Annotated in this window: 16 protein-coding genes; 4 read left to right on the forward strand and 12 right to left on the reverse strand. The window is 47.7% G+C overall.

All coding sequences use genetic code 11. The annotated features are described in order from the left end of the window. The first annotated feature begins 10 nt into the window (after positions 1-10). From ACKRDP_RS04595 to ACKRDP_RS04605, 3 genes are read left to right on the forward strand one after another with little or no spacing between them, the layout of a single operon-like run. Positions 11-667: an endonuclease III domain-containing protein gene (locus ACKRDP_RS04595; RefSeq protein WP_409153575.1), complete on the forward strand. Its 657-nt coding sequence runs from the start codon at positions 11-13 to the stop codon at positions 665-667. 7 nt (positions 668-674) lie between these two features. After that, positions 675-2,084 carry a glutamate--tRNA ligase gene (gene gltX, locus ACKRDP_RS04600; protein WP_409153576.1) on the forward strand — a complete coding sequence of 470 codons (1,410 nt, stop codon included), beginning with the start codon at positions 675-677 and terminating at the stop codon, positions 2,082-2,084. Between the two features lie 40 nt (positions 2,085-2,124). After that, complete coding sequence (locus ACKRDP_RS04605; protein ID WP_409153577.1) at positions 2,125-3,081, forward strand: magnesium transporter; 957 nt, start codon at positions 2,125-2,127, stop codon at positions 3,079-3,081. A 1-nt stretch (position 3,082) separates the two neighbouring features. Here the strand turns inward: ACKRDP_RS04605 and ACKRDP_RS04610 are convergent, their stop codons facing one another. After that, entirely contained in the window at positions 3,083-5,863 is a 2,781-nt protein-coding gene (locus tag ACKRDP_RS04610; protein ID WP_409153578.1) for a [protein-PII] uridylyltransferase family protein, read from the reverse strand. A 56-nt stretch (positions 5,864-5,919) separates the two neighbouring features. On the opposite strand from ACKRDP_RS04610, the gene ACKRDP_RS04615 reads away from it, so the two are divergent. Beyond that, on the forward strand, positions 5,920-6,372 hold the full coding sequence (locus ACKRDP_RS04615; RefSeq protein WP_409153579.1) for an RrF2 family transcriptional regulator: 453 nt from the start codon (positions 5,920-5,922) through the stop codon (positions 6,370-6,372). On the opposite strand, the gene ACKRDP_RS04620 is transcribed toward ACKRDP_RS04615, so the two are convergent. The 11 genes from ACKRDP_RS04620 to ACKRDP_RS04670 all read right to left on the reverse strand — a co-directional run bounded on the left by ACKRDP_RS04620 (position 6,369) and on the right by ACKRDP_RS04670 (position 19,201). Next, a complete protein-coding gene (locus tag ACKRDP_RS04620; RefSeq protein ID WP_409153580.1) occupies positions 6,369-8,474 on the reverse strand; it encodes a ribonucleoside triphosphate reductase in 2,106 nt (701 codons plus the stop codon). The two genes, ACKRDP_RS04615 and ACKRDP_RS04620, sit on opposite strands and share 4 nt — an antisense overlap. Positions 8,475-8,581: 107 nt before the next feature. After that, positions 8,582-9,346, reverse strand: coding sequence for a uroporphyrinogen-III C-methyltransferase (gene cobA, locus ACKRDP_RS04625; protein ID WP_409153581.1), 765 nt, complete (start codon positions 9,344-9,346; stop codon positions 8,582-8,584). A 12-nt stretch (positions 9,347-9,358) separates the two neighbouring features. Then, complete coding sequence (locus ACKRDP_RS04630) at positions 9,359-10,402, reverse strand: cytochrome D1 domain-containing protein (protein ID WP_409153582.1); 1,044 nt, start codon at positions 10,400-10,402, stop codon at positions 9,359-9,361. Then, entirely contained in the window at positions 10,390-11,475 is a 1,086-nt protein-coding gene (locus ACKRDP_RS04635) for a radical SAM protein (protein WP_409153583.1), read from the reverse strand. Before ACKRDP_RS04635 ends, ACKRDP_RS04630 begins: the two co-directional genes overlap by 13 nt. Before the next feature lie 11 nt (positions 11,476-11,486). Beyond that, the gene (locus ACKRDP_RS04640) at positions 11,487-13,118 is read right to left on the reverse strand and encodes a cytochrome D1 domain-containing protein (protein ID WP_409153584.1); all 1,632 of its coding nucleotides are present in this window, start codon (positions 13,116-13,118) and stop codon (positions 11,487-11,489) included. Further along, a complete protein-coding gene (locus ACKRDP_RS04645) occupies positions 13,118-14,773 on the reverse strand; it encodes a cytochrome D1 domain-containing protein (protein WP_409153585.1) in 1,656 nt (551 codons plus the stop codon). The genes ACKRDP_RS04640 and ACKRDP_RS04645 overlap by 1 nt, the downstream gene beginning before the upstream one ends. Positions 14,774-14,835: 62 nt before the next feature. Further along, a complete protein-coding gene (locus ACKRDP_RS04650; protein ID WP_409153586.1) occupies positions 14,836-15,579 on the reverse strand; it encodes an SCO family protein in 744 nt (247 codons plus the stop codon). Then, positions 15,563-16,813 carry a cbb3-type cytochrome c oxidase subunit I gene (locus ACKRDP_RS04655; protein ID WP_409153587.1) on the reverse strand — a complete coding sequence of 417 codons (1,251 nt, stop codon included), beginning with the start codon at positions 16,811-16,813 and terminating at the stop codon, positions 15,563-15,565. The genes ACKRDP_RS04650 and ACKRDP_RS04655 overlap by 17 nt, the downstream gene beginning before the upstream one ends. Beyond that, positions 16,810-18,477: a cytochrome c oxidase subunit I gene (locus tag ACKRDP_RS04660; RefSeq protein WP_409153588.1), complete on the reverse strand. Its 1,668-nt coding sequence runs from the start codon at positions 18,475-18,477 to the stop codon at positions 16,810-16,812. Before ACKRDP_RS04660 ends, ACKRDP_RS04655 begins: the two co-directional genes overlap by 4 nt. Before the next feature lie 12 nt (positions 18,478-18,489). After that, positions 18,490-19,020 carry a cupredoxin domain-containing protein gene (locus tag ACKRDP_RS04665; RefSeq protein WP_409153589.1) on the reverse strand — a complete coding sequence of 177 codons (531 nt, stop codon included), beginning with the start codon at positions 19,018-19,020 and terminating at the stop codon, positions 18,490-18,492. Position 19,021: 1 nt separating this feature from the next. Beyond that, positions 19,022-19,201 (reverse strand): hypothetical protein, encoded by a 180-nt coding sequence (locus ACKRDP_RS04670; RefSeq protein ID WP_409153590.1) that lies wholly within the window; start codon positions 19,199-19,201, stop codon positions 19,022-19,024. Positions 19,202-19,258: the final 57 nt, after the last annotated feature.

Consider the following 19,258-nt stretch of genomic DNA (forward strand, 5'->3'; position numbering starts at 1 on the left):
ACAAAAACTTATGAGAAAGGAAGACCTTCCAACAGTCCTCCAGATAATGAAAAGAGAATATCCCAGGTGGCACGCCCCTATCGTCAAGCTCATAGCCCAGAAAAGAAAGGACCCCCTCAGTGCCCTCCTCTGTGCCCTCCTCTCCACAAGGACAAGGGATGAAACAACAGCAGAAGTCTGCAAGAGGTTTTTAGAGAGGATAAAGAGTCCCCAGGACCTGCTCAAGATGGATCTGGATGAGCTCCAGAGGCTCATACATCCCGTGGGCTTTTATAGAAACAAGGCAAAACATCTTAAGGAGCTTGCAAGACAGCTTGTGGAGGAATTTGGTGGAAAAGTGCCGGATACAATGGAGGACCTTCTCAGGCTCAGGGGAGTGGGAAGAAAGGTGGCGAACATAGTGCTTTCAGAGGGCTTTGGAAAGCCTGCCATAGCGGTGGATGTGCATGTGCACCGCATAAGCAACCGCTGGGGTCTGGTAAGGACAAGAAATCCAGAGGAGACAGAGAAAGCCCTCATGCAGGTGGTTCCCCAGGAATACTGGAGGGACTACAACAGACTTCTCGTGGCCTTCGGTCAGACTATATGCAGGCCCGTAAGGCCAAAATGCGGAGAATGTCCCGTGAGCGCATGGTGTGACTATTACAGGAATAACTACGGGCTATAATATTCCCATGGTAGTTTCACGCTTTGCACCGAGCCCCACAGGATACCTGCACCTGGGGAACGCAAGAACCGCCATATTCAGCTACCTCTTTGCAAGACATCATGGAGGAAAGTTTATCCTTAGGGTTGAGGACACGGACAGGGAAAGGTCCACAGAGGAGTTTGAGAGGATGCTTCTTGAGGACCTTCAGTGGCTTGGAATTGAGTGGGATGAGTTCTACAGGCAGTCGGAGAGGTTTGACATATACAGGGAGTATACACAGAGACTTCTTGAGAGTGGACACGCCTACCCCTGCTTCTGCACGGTGGATGAACTGGAAGAAGAACGCAAGAAGGCGGAGGAAAGAGGAGTGCCCTACCGCTACTCGGGCAAGTGTAGAGTTCTCAGCAGGGAGGAAGCGGAAGCCTTCAAGAGAGAGGGCAAGCCCTATGCTATACGCTTCAGGGTGCCCGATGGAAGGGTTGTTGTCTTTGAAGACCTCATAAAGGGGCACATAGCCATAAGCGTGGATGACTTTGGAGATTTTGTGATAGTGCGGAGCGATGGGACACCCACCTACAACTTTGTGGTGGTGGTGGATGATGCCCTTATGGGTGTCACCCATGTGGTAAGGGGCGAAGACCACATACCCAACACACCAAAGCAGATACTCATCTACGAAGCTCTGGGTTTTGAGATTCCAGAGTTTGCCCACCTACCCGTCATACTGGGAGAGGACAGGAGCAAGCTCTCAAAAAGACATGGAGCGGTTTCTGTCAGAAACTACAGAGAGGAAGGATACCTGCCGGAAGCCCTTTTTAACTTTCTGTGCCTTCTGGGCTGGTCCCCCCCGGAGGAAGGGAAGGAGATATTTTCAAAAGATGAGCTCATACAGCTTTTCAGGCTTGAGGATGTTAACTCATCGCCTGCGGTCTTCAGCAAGGAAAAGCTCAGGTGGATGAACGGGGTATACATAAGGGAAGTTCTCTCCCTTGACAGGCTTGTGGAGGAGTTTATGCCTTTCCTCCAGAGGGCTGGATACGAAGTAGACAGGGAATATGTAAAAAAGGTCCTTGAAAGAACCAGAGACTCCTTTGAAACCCTGCTTGATGGGGTTGAAAGATTAAAGCCCTTCTTTGTGGAAGAGATAAGCTATTCAGAGCAGGCTATGGCGGTGCTTGAGAACGAGCACTCAAGGGAAGTGCTTGAGCTTTTCCTGCAAAAAGCTCAGGAGGGCGAGCTCAATGCTACCAGAGTGAAGGAAATAGCGAAGGAGATACAGAAGGAGCTAAATCTGAAGGCAAAGGATGTGTGGCATGCCCTCAGAGCCTGCCTCACGGGAGAGCTGGAGGGTGTAGGAGTGGACATAATCTGTGATGTGATGCCCACGGAAAAGGTTCTGGAAAGAGTTGCAAGGGCACTCAGGCTTCTGGGCTGATTTTAACGGAATATTAAGATTGGTCTGATAGACTATACACATGGACAGGGGAGCCTTTTATGAGACTGCAAAAGCTCTTGCAGTTGTTGATGTGCCAATAGCACATCCTGAAAACACTGTGGAGGAGACCATTGAAAGGATACTTGGCAAAAAGTATGTCTCCGCCTCTCACATAGTGGTTCTTGAGGGAGGGAAGCTTGTTGGAATAGTTACGGCAGAGGACCTCTTCAGTGCAGGTCCCGAGGACAGGATAGGTGGCATCATGGACTCAGACCCCCCAAGGGTAAGCCCAGATACAGACCAGGAGGTGGTAGCATGGCAGGCGGTGCAGAAGGGCGAATACGCCATGCCCGTTGTGGACCACTATGGATACTTTCTTGGACTCATACCACCCTTCACCCTTCTCAGAGTTTTGCTTCAGGAACATGAGGAAGACCTCTCAAAGATGGCGGGTATTCTGGGACCAGACAATATGGCTGTGTCTTATGGGAGTGCAGACCTTGGCAGAAGAGTCCTCTACAGGCTGCCCTGGCTCCTCGCTGGTCTTGTGGGTGGATTTCTAGCCGCTGGAGTGGTGGGCATGTTTGAAAAAGAGCTGGAAAGGCATGTGGCTCTTGCCTTTTTTATACCAACGGTGGTTTACCTTGCAGATGCTGTGGGAACGCAGACAGAGGCTCTCATAGTCAGGGCTCTTGCCCTGAGAATACCTGTAGACATAGGAAGGGAAACCAAAACAAGCAGTGCCATAGGCCTTGCCCTCTTCTTTTTCAGTTTCTTTGCAGTATCCATCTTCTGGAAGGATATGAAAATCGCCCTCGTTGTCTCTCTTGCCATACTTCTTGCTTCAACGGCGGCCGGCTTTGTGGCCTCTTTGCTGCCCATGTTTCTCAAAAGGCTTGGCTCGGACCCAGCACACGGAAGCGGCCCTCTTGCCACCGTGTTGCAGGATATAATATCGGTCTTTGTCTACTTCCTTGTAGCCTCTCTCCTTCTCTGAATCAATCAAAGACCTCAAGAAAGATATCCCTCAGCCTCTTCATGCTACCCATAACCTTTTCCTGAAGCTCCTCTGTCTGCATGCCCAGCGAGCTTGCTACCCTTTTCATATCCTGAGGTCCAAGTAAAGACCCTGCCCTCTCCTTTGAAAGCCTGAGCCTTGTTTCCACAAGCCTGAGAAAAGTGTAGTGCTCTTGCACCTCTTTGAGAACCGGATACTTTTCCATAAGCCTACCACAGGCTCTTATCATTGAGGGTTCTCTTAGCCTTTCTAAAAGGCTGTAATACTGAATGAGAAACTCTGCGTCAATAAGCCCTCCGGGAGAGAACTTGAGGTCCAAAATTTCCTTTCCCTTCTTTGCGTTGCCCTCAAGGGCAAGCCTCATATCCCTTATTTCTCCCCTTTCCTTTTCACCCAGTGGCTTTTCAAAGAGAAAGCTTCTGAGGAGCCCTTCAAACTCCTCTGCAAGCTCCTGCGGTCCAGCTACGTATCTGCATCTTGTCCATGCAAGTCTTTCCCATGTCCTTGCCTGAGACTGGAAGTATTCTCTGTAAAAGCTCATGGAGGGAGCTATTTCTCCGGCGCTTCCCATGGGTCTGAGCCTGAAGTCCACATCGTAAAGGTAACCCTCCGAGGTATGCTTTGTGAGAAAGGCAATCAGTTCCTGAGCTTTTCTGGTCTTTTCCTCTCCGGATTCTCTGCACAGGAAAACAAGGTCAAGGTCAGAGCCAACTGTGAGCTCTTTGCTTCCATACTTGCCAAGGGCAAGAAGAAGCATGTCCTCAAACCCGAGGTCTTTCCACAGTCTTCGCAATAAAAAGTCTGCAAGGTCTGAGAGCTTTTCAAAGAAGCTGAAGAGCTTTCTGTATCTGTCCTCCTTCTTTACAAGATACACAAGAGCTATTCTTATCTCCCAGACCCTTTTAAACCTTCTGTAGAGATTCTCCGGGCTGAGCCCCAGTGTGCTTCTGTATTTTTCAAACTCTTCAGTGAACCTTTCCTCCTCAGGAAAGTCCTGATAAAGGGTGAGCACATCCTCCACAAGGTCTGGATATCTGCTTATCAGCGTGGAAAGGTAAGATGAGAGAGAAAAGACCCTGCAGAGGCTTTTGCTTACGTCTTCCTTTGCAGGGCTCAGGATTACCTTCCTGCCTGTGGGGTTTGAAAAGAACTTATCAAAGTTGGAAAGGGTTTCATCCGGGTCTGTGGTCTGAGCCATACTTTCAAGAAGCTGAGGAAGGACTTTTATAAATGTCTCTTTTTCCTGAGTGGACAGCTTTATGCCCTCCCTTCCGCTTATGTAGCTAAGGAGTATGTTAAAGGCTCTTACTGGCTCTCTAAAGCCGTAGCCGTTCAGGATTTCCCTTGCCTCTTCCAGATCGCTGTTCAGCAAGGCTCTCTGAATAGGATGGAGCTCCTCCTCTACCTGTGAGGGCATTATCTGAGAAAAGATAAGGCTTACACCCTTTGTGAACTTTTCATAGCTGTCCCTGAGCTCCTGCTCCTTCATGCCCATAGCCTTTGCAAGCCTTGGGAAATCTGCTTCTGAAAAGCTCTGCGTTTGCGTGCAGGAATAGAGCTGAACCTTGTGTTCAAGCCTTCTGAGAAACTCGTAAGCCCTCTCTAAAAATATGGCTTCTTCCCCAGAAAAGACCCCCTTCTGACTCAGCTTCCATATGGCCCTGAAGGTGTTGCTCTCTCTGAGGAAAGGAAACTTTCCCCCCAGAAGCAGAAGCAGGGACTGAACTGCAAACTCCACCTCCCTTATACCACCCTCTCCCGTCTTTATGTTGTTTCTGCCAAGCAGTTTCTTCTTTGCCTCACTGGCTATCTGTGCCTTTATAAGCCTTATCTCCTCCAGTATTCTGTAGTCCACAGACTTTTTAAAGACAAAGGGCTCTTTTACTTCCCTTTCAAAGGCCCTGTAAAGCTCTTCATCTCCCGCACAGTATCTTGCTCTCAGAAGGGCGAACCTCTCCCACGTTCTACCATAAGACTCATAGTAGAGCTCTGCGCTTCTGAGAGACATGCTTACAGGTCCAGATTTGCCAAAAGGTCTCAGGTCAAGGTCCACCTCGTAGGGCTTGCCCTCCGGCGTTATCTGGGTCATGAGCCTGAAGACTTTCTGGAAAAACCTCGAGAAGAACTCGTTCAGAGTTAACTTCCCCGCCTGTCCCCTGTCTGTGGAATGTATGAACATTATGTCTATATCTGAGTAGTAGTTGAGCTCATAGCTTCCCAGCTTCCCGAGGGCTATCACGCATCCTGTGGCAGGTCTTCCCTCTTCATCCAGAGGCTTTCCGTATTTCTCCACCGCCTCTTTGTAAGCTCTCCTGTAGGCAAGCTCTAACATGGCATCAGGAAGCTGTGAGTATTCCTGAAGAAGCTCCTCGTATCTGGCAGTGCCAAGTATCTCCTTTGCCATTATTCTCATAAGCTCCCTGTGTCTGTAGTAAGCGAGGGTCCTTGAAAACTCTTCATCGGACATACTCTCCCACACGAGACCCTCCAGCTCCTTCAGATAGGTTTTTTTGTCTTTGAAGACATACCACAGACCTGGTATGGTTCTCTGAAAGTCCTCTGGATGGTTTATAAGAAACTTCTTTATACACTCAGACTGGTCAAGGAGCTCAAGGAGCAGTATGAACCTTCTATCGTTCAGGTAGTCCAAAAGGCTCTTAGGCTCAGGATGTTTGCTGAGTAGCTCCTCAAGGCTTTCCTTTGCCTTCTTGAGATTGTTTACCCTTTCTTCCGCCTTTTTCCACCAATCTGAGGGAAACATGCTTATATTCTAATTTCACTTTGCAAAAAAGTGCTTCTGGCATATAATTTATTTTCATGATATACTCAGAAACTGTTAAATATGCCCTTCTGGCCCTTGCGTACCTTGCCCTCAACAGGGACAGGCTTGTCAAGGTGGAGGAAATTGCAGAAGCCCAGAGGATTCCAAAGCCCTTTCTTTCAAAGATTTTTCACAAACTGGCAAGGGAAAGGGTTTTAAAGTCCTATAAGGGCCCAACCGGCGGTTTTACCCTTGCCGTCCCACCTGAAGAGATAACCATCATGGATGTTATACGCTACCTTGACGAAGAATACAAGCTGGATTACTGTGCTCTAAGACCTGGAAGGTGTGAAGAGTGGCAGAGCTCACCCTGCGTGGTCCATCACAAGTGGACTGAACTCAGAGAAAGAATACTTGAATACCTGACCACCACTACCGTGGCAGAACTTGCAGATGTGGAAGGCAGGCACAGGCATGAGCCCGCCCACGCCCAGAAAAACTCGGGTTAGATAGCATACTCCAGCCTCTGTCTGAACTCCTCCTGCTTGCCCCTGTTCCACCTTTGCACAGGCCTGTAATATCCCACGACCCTTGAGTAAACCTCTGCAGGTTTTCCACACTGGGGGCAATGGAAGTGTTCGCCCCGTATGTAGCCGTGGTCTTCACAGACGGAGAAGGTAGGCGTAATAGTGAGGTATGGAATGGGGTAATTTTCAAAAGCTCTTTTTATAAACCTTGCCACTGCCAGTTCACTAGGAGATTCCTGTAAGAAGGCGTGTATGACAGTTCCGCCCGTGTAGAGGGTCTGGAAGTCCTTCTGATGTTGAAGCACTTCAAAGAGGTCATCGGTATAGTTTACTGGCAGATGGGTTGAGTTCGTGTAGTAAGGTTCTCCTTCTCCTGCTGTTATTATGTCGGGATATTTCATTCTGTCTATCTTTGCGAGTCTGTAGGATGTTCCCTCCGCAGGCGTCGCTTCAAGATTGTAAAGATGTCCTGTCTCCTCCTGAAAATCAGAAAGCCTCTCCCTCATGAACTTAAGAACCCTTATGGCAAACTCCTTGCCCTCAGGCTCTGCTATGGAGACACCAAGGAAGTTAAGGCATGCCTCGTTCATGCCAACAAGACCTATGGTAGAAAAGAAGGTGTCAAAGGATTGCAGATACTCCCTTGAGTAAGGCATGAGACCCCTTTTCAGGTTCCTTTCTATGACTTTCCTCTTTATCTCGAGGCTATCCTTCGCAAGCTCCATAAGTTCATTAAGCCTTTCAAAAAACTCATCCTCGGACTTAGAAAGGTAGCCTATTCTGGGCATGTTTATGGTTACAACTCCTATGGAGCCTGTCTTGTCGGCGCTTCCAAAAAGACCACCCATTCTGTTTCTGAGTTCCCTCAGGTCAAGCTGGAGCCTGCAACACATACTTCTTACATCCCCCGGCTTCAGGGAGCTTGATATGAAGTTTTGAAAATAGGGTATGCCGTATTTTGCGGTCATCTTCCATAAGAGCCTTGCATTCTCCGAGTCCCATTCAAAGTCAGGAGTTATGTTATAAGTGGGTATGGGGAAGGAAAATATCCTGCCTTCGTTGTCCCCTTCCATCATAACTTCCATAAAAGCTCTGTTTATGATGTCCATCTCCTTCTGAAATTCTCCATAGTATCCTATGTCGGGCCTTTCTCTACCTCCAACTATGACAGGTCTATCCTTCATGTCTCCTGGAACAGTCCAGTCAAAGGAGAAGTTTATGAAAGGTGCCTGGCCTCCCCATCTTGAGGGGACGTTGAGGGAAAAGACAAGCTGTTGAACAAGCTGTTTAACCTCATTATAGCCAAGTCTGTCTGCCCTCACGAACGGTGCAAGGAAAGTATCCACTGAGTTGAGAGCCTGAGCACCTGCAAACTCCATCTGCGTCACACCAAGGAAGTTGACCATTTGACCAAGAAGAGAAGAGAGGTGCTTTGCAGGACCTGCGGTAACCCTCCCAGGACCACCTCTAAAGCCCTTTCTTAATAGGTCTTCCATAGACCATCCTGCACAGTATCCCACTATGCCATGGGAAAGGTCATGTATATGAAGGTCCCCCTCTCTGTGAGCCTTTGCAATCCTTTCAGGATATACGTGGGTGAGGGTGTAGTGGGCTATGACGGTCCCCGCGGTGTGGAGCATTAAACCGGAGAAGGAGTAGCTTGCGTTGGCGTTTTCCTGAACCCTCCAGTCTTGCTGGTATACATAGTCCTGAACGACTTTTTCTGCATCAACTATGGCCTTTGATATATCTCTGATTTCCTCCCTCTTCTTTCTGTAAAGGATGTAGGCCTTCGCAACCTTTGCGAAGCCATGGAGGATAAGCACTTCCTCCACTATATCCTGTATCTCCTCCACATGAACCTTTTTCTTTTCCAGACTCAACACCTTGAAAACAACCTCCTCCACAAGCTCCTCCGTAGTAGAAGCATCCACTGGCTCATCAACAGCCCTGAAAGCCTTTGAGATTGCCCTCTCTATTCTGCCCCTGTCAAAGCTAACAATTGCACCATCCCTCTTTACCACTTCTGGCAGGGCACCTCTGGAAGATGCAGACCTTTCTCTGGGAATGTCCACTTTCAGCATATTTTACCTCCTTAATAGTTTATTTACTTTAAAATCTTAAATAGAGTTTTTTGGAAAAACAAGACAGGGAAAGACCTTAAGGTATGCCCTTCTCTGTAATTCGTTCCCTAAACCTGGGGAACTTCAAAGGTTTTTTCGGATACTTCAAACCATACCAGATAGTCCTTCAAGCCCACCACCTTCCCCACCACCATAACTGCAGGGGGCTTAACCTCAGGAGGACTCACAGAAAGCTCCCTGAGGCTAGTTATCACAACCCTCTGCCCAGAGGTTGTCCCCCTCTCCACAAAGGCAACAGGCTCATCTGGACTCCTACCCACCTCCATGAGCCTCCTTGCTATCTCCTGCCTGTTAGAAACAGCCATGAGAAATACAAGTGTGTTTATCCCCTTAAGGCTCCCCCAGTCTATGCTGGAGCTTCCCTTTCTCGGGTCCTCGTGCCCTGTTATCACAGCAAAGGAGGAGGAAATGCCCCTCAAGGTTAGAGGAATACCCGCATAGGCAGGGACAGCTATGGCAGAGCTTACCCCCGGAACCACCTCAAAGTCTATGCCATGCTGAGCCAGAAAGAGAGCTTCCTCACCGCCTCTTCCAAAGACAAAGGGGTCACCACCCTTGAGCCTCACCACAGTTTCCCTTGTATGAGCATACTGAAGCAGAAGCTCGTTTATTCTTTCCTGTTCCATAAGATGCCTTCCATCTTCTTTTCCCACGTATACCAGCTCACAGTCTGGTCTTGCAAGCAGAAGAATCTCAGGGTTTACGAGCCTGTCGTAGAGTATGACCTCTGCAGACCTTATGAGCCTGTAAGCCTTGAGGGTAAGAAGCTCCATATCTCCTGGACCTGCTCCCACAAGGTAAACCTTACCCATGGCTACACCTCCTTACTTTATAAGAAAAACCCCTGAGGGGTTTGGTATGCCTACCTCTTCCAGTATTTCAAGAAAGGGAACAGAAAGGACCTTCAGCTTTGAATCAAAGTAGGAAGAAGTGTAGAGCCTCTTGCCATCACCTGAAAACCTCATGTGCATAACTCTACTGCCTACACGCATTTCCTTTACAACTTCCAGCTTCTCTGTATCCACAAGGGCCACATAGTCTTCCCTATCCCCGCTGAAGTTTACCGCTACATACTTTCCATCCGGTGAGATAACTGCAAACACAGGCAGTCCTGAAAGCTCCACATGCCCTTCAAGGTTGAAGTTTCTTAGGTTAACCAAGTAAAGCCTTCTTTCTCCAACGACTGGTATGAAGGCTCTGTCGCCTGAAACTCCCCATGTGCCAAAGTGGGGTATCTTGAATACCACTTCCTTGCCCGCAGATAAGAAGACTACTTTCCTGTAAACCTCCCTCTTTACATCCAGCAGCCCGACACCTCCTTCTTTGAAAAAGCCCACCACATAAACATTCCCCTTAAGAAGGGCATCAAAGGGCATAGCCCCGACGTTTCCAAAGACTTTCACGCTCTTATCCTTTACAAGCCATATCTCATCTCTGTCCATGAGGGAAAAGACAAAGCCCACCTCAAAACCCTTTATTCCTACATTCCTTGAACCTGTATTAAGGCTCTGAACCACGTTTAATTCCTCGTCAAGAACCACAACCGTCTTCGGTTCATAGTTGGCAACCACTATATGGTCTCTCGTAAAGTCGATTCCTATAGCGCTTTCCCCGACCTTGACTTTTCTTAAAAGCTCATCCTTTTCAGTGTCTATCTGGCTAAGGTATCCATCCCTGCTTATAAGGTATGCCTTACCTCTCCAGAGCTTCAGTGTGGCGTGGTTCAGATTTCCAAGCCCTTCTATTTCCTTTACAAGCCTTCCATCCACCACCACTGCAAGACTTCCCCTTTCCCTCTCAACCACGTAGAGCTTTTCGGCAAAAGCAAGGATTGGGAAGGTCAGGAGAAGGAATATCAGAGGTAGCATGCAGGGTCCTCCTCTGCGTAGTCTCCGTAAACCGCATAAGCCCTCGCCCTTGAGTTTCCGTTGCATATGCCTATAAAGGAACACCTCTCACATCTTCCCTTTAGCCTTCTTGGCTTTTCTCTGAGAAAGCTAAGTAGACCATTGCCCTGCCATATTTTTAATATGTCCTCTTCCCTCACATTACCCACGCCGTGGAAAAAGAAGGGGTCTGGCTTTACATTGCCCCTGAAGTCTATGTTCATGAGCCTCACACCTGCCTGATTGCCACCCCAGAGAAGGAGCCTTTCGTAAAAGCCCTTTGCAAGCCTTGGATATCTTTTTACAAACTCCCTGTACAGAAGAACTGCGTCCGCTTCGTTGTTGCCTGTGACCACATCTATGGGAATGCCCTTTTCCACATATTCAAAGGATTTATCAAGAATAAACCTCACCCACCTTCTGTATTCTTCCCTTTCAAGGTCTGAAAGCCTCTTACCCCTGCCAGAGTATACAAGATGGGATATGTAGATTTTTGGAATTTCCTCCTTCTCCGCAAGGGAGAAGATGAAGGGGAGACTCCTTGAAGTAGCGGGTGTAAGGGTAAACCTGAGTCCTACTCTTATACCCTCCTTCAGACATTCCCTTACGGCTTTGAGGGATTCTTCAAAAGCTCCCCTCTTGCCTCTGAAGGCATCGTGGACCTCTGGCTCACCATCTACGCTTATGCCCACATAATCAAAGTGCTTTTTTATTTCTACAATTTGTTCTTTTACAAGAAGACCGTTTGTGGAAAGGTAAGTTCTTATACCTCTTTCCTTCAGAAGACCCGCTATCTGAAAGATGTCCTCCCGCAGGAGTGGCTCGCCCCCAGAAAGTATGGCAAACCTTACTCCCACAGAAGGCAATCTATGCACAAGGCTCACCACCTCCTCATGAGAGAGCTCCCCTTCCCTTTCCTGATTGGCAGATGAGTAGCAGTGTTTGCAGTAGAGGTTACAGGCGTTGGTGAGGTTCCATATGAGGATAACACCCTCAAAGGCTCTTGACTTTTTACCCTCAAGGGTTTCTCTTATGTATTCCGTAATCCTAAGCATACTTTCCTCCTTTAATCCATCCAGCCATCCTTCAGAGCCTCCATAAACTTTATAAGAGCCTTCATCTCCTCTTCTTTCAATTCAATCTTTGGCATGGCACTCCTTGAGTAGCCAAGAAGTTTGTGGGTGTTCTGGGGGTCTAGTATCTGAGCCATAATTAGTGAGATTTCTCTGTTTTGCACGGACCACCTGAGGGGTGGACCAAAGGCCTCCCTCGTTGTGTGATGACAGCCCCAGCACTTTTCCATAAAGACCTGATAGCCGAGCTGTGCAGGCTCAAACCTCTTTGACTTGTTCACAAAGTTGTATTTCCCCGCAGGAAGGCTCGCTGGATACTCGGCAAGTTTTTTGAGGCTCACTCCATCGTAAAGCACAAGGGCACCGTCCTTTTCATACACGCTCACATAGGCTATTCTTCCATCCCCCGTAAACTCTGTGTGGACCGCCCTCTTGCCGTCAATAACCTTCAGGCTACTTGCATTAAATTCTCTTTTGTCAAAAAGAAGCATGCTGTCGGAGGAGTTGTCAACCCAGACAAAGGGTGTCCCGTAGTTACTCCTTGCAAGAAAGCCCTCACCTGCAAGGGGTATGTCCTTCACATGCTCCCAGCTGTAAGCCCTCCAGAGGGAAAGGGTGGGTCTTTTAAGTATTGGTGTGGCAAAGTAGAATTTTCCCCCTGAATACCAGAAATAGGCTGAGGCTAAGTGTGGTAGCCCCGCGGTTTTTAGTTCCCTCAAAGGCTTCAGCTCTCTGAGGGAATAAACTTTCAGCCCATCCTTTGTGCTTCCTATGAGATACTCCTCAAAAGGGTCTATGGTAAAGTCTTCAAGGGGACTGTCAATGTCCGCGTAGCTTACGGAAAGCCTCTGGTAGTCAAGAAAGCCCACAAGGGGTTTGTCCCTGAAGGTGAATGCGAAGGAATTTCTCCCATAGAGCTCATAAACTGCGTTGACCCTGCCCTCAAGCTCTATGCTCTTTACATGTTTTAGCTCTCTGTCAAAAAGGACAAGCTGTGAGGGAATCCAGCAGGCGGCTACGAGCAGATTACCATCTGGTGAAAGGGCTATGTTTCTGAGGTATATGCACGCCCTTACCTTTTCAAGCTTACCCTCAGAGAAACTGTATTTCCCTATCCATCCATCCCTTGATGGTATGTAGGCTTCTCCCTTAGGGGAAAACTTTATGCCTCCGTGCATGTTCACAAAGGGAAACTTTGTCAGGACTCTTTCCCCCTCCATAGCCCAAACGAGGTTTTTGCCCCTCTCCACTACAAGGGTATAGTCTTTCAGGTTCCTTATGCTTATCTTTTCAAGCTCTATTTTTCCCTTGCTCTCTTCAATCTTATCCTTATTCCATCTTAACTTTTCCTTCTCAATAGGCCTTTTGATAAACTCCACTATAGCCCTTATATCTTCTTCCTTCAAATCCCTGAAGGCTGGCATACCCGTTGTGCCTTCTCTTATGGCTTGATAGAGTTTTTCATCTTCCTTAAGGTTAAAAAAGGGGGGAAGGGAAAAGAGGGGAGGTGCGACTTTCCCAAGTCTGTCCTCTCCATGACAGGAAGAGCAGTATTTCTGATAAAGCTCCACCCCCCCGGCAAGGGGGAGGGAGCAGAAAACCATGGACAGGAGAAAGCTTTTCATCAGTATATATCCTTCATGGTGTTGTAAACATTGAACCTGCCCGCCGGTGTGGCAACCCAGTTGCCCCTTATGACATGTTTTAGTTTTAGGGTTTTGTCGTCATAGACAAGTATTGCCTGCTTTTCTGGTTCGTTCTTTTTACCCCATACAGAAATCCATACCTCGGTGCCATCTCTGTTGTATTCAGGATGGACTGCCCTTCCCTGAAACTCTGCGGGTATTTCTATCTGAGCTTTTACCTTTAGGGTGTTCCTGTCAAGGACGGTTACGCTTCTCTGTAGCTTCTGGTCAGGGTTGAGAGGTCTGTCCACCCAGAGATTTTCAGATTTTGGATGGGTCTTTATAAAGAGGTTTCCACCGCCTTCACCCGGAAGTTCGGCCTTTGCCACAACTTTGGCGAAGTATTCTTTCCTTTTAGGGTCAGTTCCTATGCAGGCTACCGTGTTGTCACCCAGATGGCCTGTGCACCATACAGGTCCATACTGTGGATGGACAAAGTTGGCACCCCTGCCCGGATGAGGAATCTTGCCAGTCTCTATGTTTGCCACCAGCTTCTTTTCTTTTGTGTCCACCATGGAGACCTTGTTTCTGAAATTGGCAGCTACAAGGAAGTATCTCTTTGAAGCATCCCATCCACCATCATGCAAGAACCTCTCCGCCTCTATCATGGTTATCTTCGGAGCCTTTACGTTGGAGTAGTCCACGAGCCATATCTGACCTGTTTCTTTTATGTTTACAATCCATTCAGGGTCATAATGGGAAGCCACTATGGAAGCAACCCTCGCCTCTCTCACAAACTCGTTGGTGTCGTAGGTATAGGAGCTTGTGGAGATGAGCTTGAGGGGCTCAAGGGTCTGACCATCCAGTATAACCATCATGGGTGGCCAGTAGCACCCTATTATTGCCAGCTTGTCAAGAAAGTCTCCCTTTGGACCCTTATACTTGGAAGAGTCTATGGACCTTGCGTCATTGCAGGCTTTAACTTCTGCTATGGTGTCGGGCTTTTTCATCCACAGGTCTACCATGGTCGCCTTTCCATCCCTTCCTATGGTATACATGTATCTTCCAGAGGCAGAGTATCTTATTATGTGAACTGCAAAGCCTGTATCCACTATGTTAACAAGCTCTTTTGTATCCCCGTCAATTATGGCCACTTTACCCACGTCTCTGAGTATTACACCCATGAAATTCTGCCAGTTTCTGTTATGCTCGGGCTTTTTGGGTCTTTTTTCAGGTGGCACATAGACCTTCCATGTCTTTTTCAGGTCTGCAAGGGATAGCTCCGGGGGTGCAGGTGGGTCATGCTGTAAAAACCTCGCCAGTATGTCTATCTCCTTTTCATTGAGTATTCCCTGTCTTCCCCAGTCGGGCATGCCACCGGGAGTTCCATAAGTTATGAAGACCTTCAGGCTTTCAGTTCCAAGCTGTCGTGTCTTATCGGGGGTAAGGGCTGGTCCGGTTGCACCTTTTCTGAGCGTTCCGTGACATCCAGCACACCTGTCAAAGTAAATCTGCTTGGCTATTTCCATTTCCTCCTTTGTTATGGGGGGAGGGGGAGGAAGTTCCTCCTTTTTCTGGTTCTGAGCATAGACTACTGCACTGCCTGCGAGGGCTACTGCCCCCAGCACACCGCTCAGCAATACCTTCTTACCCATGGCTATGACCTCCTTAGGTGATTTTACTCATATTTATAATATAAGTGATTACTTACGGTATGTCAAGAGTTTTTCACGAAAAAATAAGGAAATGACCTGAAAAACCTGTAAATGTCTCTACCCCATACAAGAGCTGGAATTAGTGTAAAGGTAGTAATTCCTCCAGCCACATTGAGGACAAAAAACCAGTCTATTTCGTAAGCCCCTCTTTCCTGGTTATACCTGAAACACCTGAGCCAGAAACCTTCTATGGGGCTAAGCCTTACCTCTTCCCTCTTGGCTTCAAGCACTGCAAGCTCAAGGTCCCTGGGTTTTGGGTTTACTCCATAGAGGTATCTTGATATTTTTCCGGAGGGTGTGAGCACCACATAGAGGTTTGGATGGTCAAACTCCCCGAGCTTTTCGTTATAACTATATCTGTAGCCTATAGCTTGCAAAAGGCTATCTGCCTTTTTACTCCTTACCACATACCAGTTTTCTGGCAGGTTGTGAGCCTGTCTGAACCTCCTGAGGTCTTCAGGGTTATCCCTGGGGTCAAAGGTCAGGGAAAGGACTACGAGGCTCTCTTCAAGGTCTTTTATTGCCCTTTTTAGACCCTGCGTCATGAGCGGGCAGGCGGATGTGCATTTTGTGTATATGGGGTTCAGCACCACAACTCTGTTCAGCTCTCTTATGCGAAAGACCCTTCCCTCGCTGTCTTCCAAAACCACATCTGGCACGTATGTGCCTATAGTTTTCTTCTCATCTGGTAGCAGTTCACTGCCCCAAGATAAAAGGAGAAGCAGAAAACTAAGAAACACTGACATTCCTGTAACCTCTGAAAAGGGAAAGGGTGGTGTAGGATATGAAGAGAATGCCACCTAGCACTGCCAGCAATCCACCAAAACCCATAACATTCAGAGCAAGTATCACCTTTGTATCCTGAACATACTCAAATCCGTACGTCTTTCTTGGTGCACCCATGTTGCCTGCCAGGTAAAAGCCAAGAACGAGAAGGTTTATTCCAAGACCGAAGAAAGTTGGCTGGAGTTTTGCAACACTTTCCCAGAAGACATAGCCAAGCTTTTCTTTAAGCATATAGTAAGTAAGCCCCATAAAAGCTATGGTTACACCTGAGACAACGCCATGATAGTGGGCTGGGATTCTCAAGTCGCTCTGCATACCGCCGTAGGCTATAAGAGCACCTGCGTGATACACAGTCATGGAGAACAAAAGGCTAATTGTAGCCACGTTCCAGCTTAACCTGATGTTTTTGAGCACATGATAACTGTGAAGAAGCACAGGCACACCAAGCCCAACACCAAAGGAAAGGGCTATCTGCCTTCTGAAGTTTTCAGAAAGGGGGTCCATAAAAAAGCCCAGAAGCAGTGGCAAGGCAGACATAAAAAGAAGAAGATTGGCACCTTTCAACAGAGGACTGTTCACCACACTACCAGAGCTTTTTTTAAGAAGTTCATGCCATACCGCAAGCATCACAGAAGCATACATGAACTGCTGGAAATGCCCTGGTATCCAGAAAAGCCTTTCAAAAAAGAGCTTCATACCACCTTCAGGGTGGGCTATAAGAAGGGATGAGGGTATGGAAAAAAGGGTGAGGATGCCGAAGAGAATGGAGAGAGGATAAAGTTCATCCAGTCTTTTTGCATATTTCAACCTTTGCAGAGCTTCAAGAAGAAAACCGCAGAAGAAGAGGAAAAGTCCCAGGTAAAAGATGGGACTTCCCACAACAGGTACATAATTGTTAAGATAGGGCTCTCCATAGGGTAAAAGGCAGGAAAGGGAAAGGAGGAGCATACCCAGTAGGGTGGCTGGAGGTGCAACCCTTCCCTTCCTGCCTTCTCTGTAGTGCCAATAGGCAAGGGTAAAGGTCATAAGCCAAAGAGTGATGGAAAAGGTCACATGCCCCACAAGAAAGTGATAGAAGAGCTCAGGGGATTTAAGGAGGGATACGGCCGGCATTCTGGTAAGGGCTATAAGTAGACCAAAGAGACCGGCCATTACAAGGGAAAAGAGGGACAGTGAAAGGTAAAAGAACATCATCTTACCTCCCACATGGCTGCAAGCCATCCCCAGTTGAGCAGGAGGAATATAAGGAACACGCCCATGAAAAGAAGGGTGAGGGTCAGAGTTCCCGGTGCCTCAAAACCATGATGTTCCTTCGCAGGAGGTGGGGGTGAAGCAATCTGCAGTTGCATATCCTGAGGACCTCTTACTGACTGTCCAAAGAATACAGAAAACACCACTATAAGTATCCACATGAGAGCGCCTATGACCGTAACTATGCCTCCAATGGCAAAAAGAACCCAGAAAAAGTCCGTTGCAGGGTTGAAGGTGTAGGTAAAGGGTCCACCAGAAAAGGTAATGTCATAGTGTCTCCTTGGAACTCCAAAAGCTCCAAGTATATACATGGAAACGGCAAGCAAAGAAATGCCTCCGCCAAATACCCATGGCTGGAGCTTTGCAAGCCCGAAGAAGGCGATCTTTTTCCTGAATATGAGGGGTATAAGGTAGTAGGTTGCACCCATGAAGGCAAGTGTGGTTCCACCCACCACCGTTCCCTTAAAGTGCCCGGGTATGGAAAGCGTATTGTGAACTATTATGTTGGTCTGTTCCATACCGTTTACAACCCCCGTGACGCCACCTATAAAGCCAAAGATTATGATGGAAAGAAACACTGCAGAGAAGGCTGGATTGCCCCAAGGTGCATTTTTGAGCCAGTCAAAGAGACCTTTGGTAAAGCCCCTTCTTCTCTGAGCAGATTCCACTGCGGAAGGAACTGCAAAGGCATGTATCATGGAGGCAAGAACCGCTATATACATCACATAACTCGTATTGAAGACCTTCCATGCCGGGCTTGGTCCAGGGTCTACAAGAAGGTGGTGTGCAGATGCAACATTTATGCCTATTACGTAAAAGACAAAGGCGAGCCTACTGACCTTTTCATTTATGGATGTTCCACCAACTGTGAGAAAAGCCCCAAGATACCATATAGCTATCATAGCGGTCACATTTATCTGCTGGGAAGAATGTCCAAGACCCCACCATACAAGTTTGTAAACGCCTGCATCCATGGTCTTTATTATTCCGAGAGACCACAGCAGGGTGGGTATGTATATAACTGCGCCAGTTGCAAGGGTCAAAGTGGCAATTATAGCAGCTGCCACAAGCCCAAAGGTAAACAGTGGTAATGAGTCTCCGTAGGTTCTCTCCTTCCTCGCTATAAGAAGGTTTGCAAAGAAGAGGAAAACCCCCACAAGGGCTCCAACTGCAAAGAGGATTACACCGAGGTAATACAGAGAATGTGCCTGAAGGGGTGCATAGGATGTCATCAAAACGTCCGCATTGCCCGTGAGTATGGTGTAGTTAACCAGTAAAAAGCCAAGGACCATAAGTGTAAGGGCAAGCCATCCAAACTTTGGTGAAGACATGCGTGAGTTGAGAACAACCGTTGAGCCAAAGTAAAGCCCTGCTATCTCAAAAAAGACAATCCAGAATATCAGGGCATTCAGACCGTGAAGGGTAAGGACCCTGTAATACCATTCAGCAGGCAGGAGGTGCACAACCTGCCACCTTGTCAAGACAAGTAGTAGCGCAGCTATTACTCCAATCAGCAGAGAGACCACAGCCATGACTGCATTCAGCTGTATTAGCCTCTCAGCCCTCAGGTCAACTTTAAGTCCAGTAATATCGCATGTTCTAAACATGGCTAAACCTCCTCACTCCTTCACTATGATTTTTCCAATCATCATGTGATGCCCTATACCGCAGAACTCGTTGCAGACTATGTAGAACTCACCGGTGGATGTGGGTCTGAAGGTGAGCACGTAGTCATAGCCAGGAAAAACCATAAAGTTCATGTTTACAGGCTGCAGGGAAAAGCCATGAAGAAGGTCAAGGGAGGATATGTGAAACCTGTATTCCTGACCCTTTTTAAGCACAAGTATAGGCTCCCAGGCCCACATCTTACCCAGAAGAAAAACATCGCTGTTGGGTGGGGGTTCCACCACAGGTATGCCCTTTTCCTCTCCTATCTTATACTTCTGTATGAAGGCCTGTGTCAGGGCGTTAAACTCCTGGGGAGTAGTCCTGTAGGTGGTAAAGGATGGGTTCTGTTTTCCATAGACATGCCATACTATCATCCAGAAAAAGAGGGCCAGGCAAACCACAAGGGCTATGGCTATCCACATCTTTTCATCTTTTGCCACCCGTTTGAAATACCATCCTTCTTCTGGTGGTAGCAGTGCCATGTCACTTACCTCCTAAAAGGGATTGTTTGATTTCATCTGGTATAGGAGAGAGCCACGCAAGCTCCAAAAGCCCCCATATGAGGTAGGAGACTGCATAAATCGTGACCCCTAGAAAAAGTAGAAACATGAAATCATCCAGCACCAGTTGAAGGAAGGGCGTTTTCTTTTCCTTCTCCTCCATGGCTACACCTCCTTGGTGAGTGATTGTTTATATAGATTAATATCTGAAGATTTTTTT

The organism is Pampinifervens navoyensis (assembly GCF_046159715.1).
Lineage (GTDB): Bacteria > Aquificota > Aquificia > Aquificales > Aquificaceae > Pampinifervens.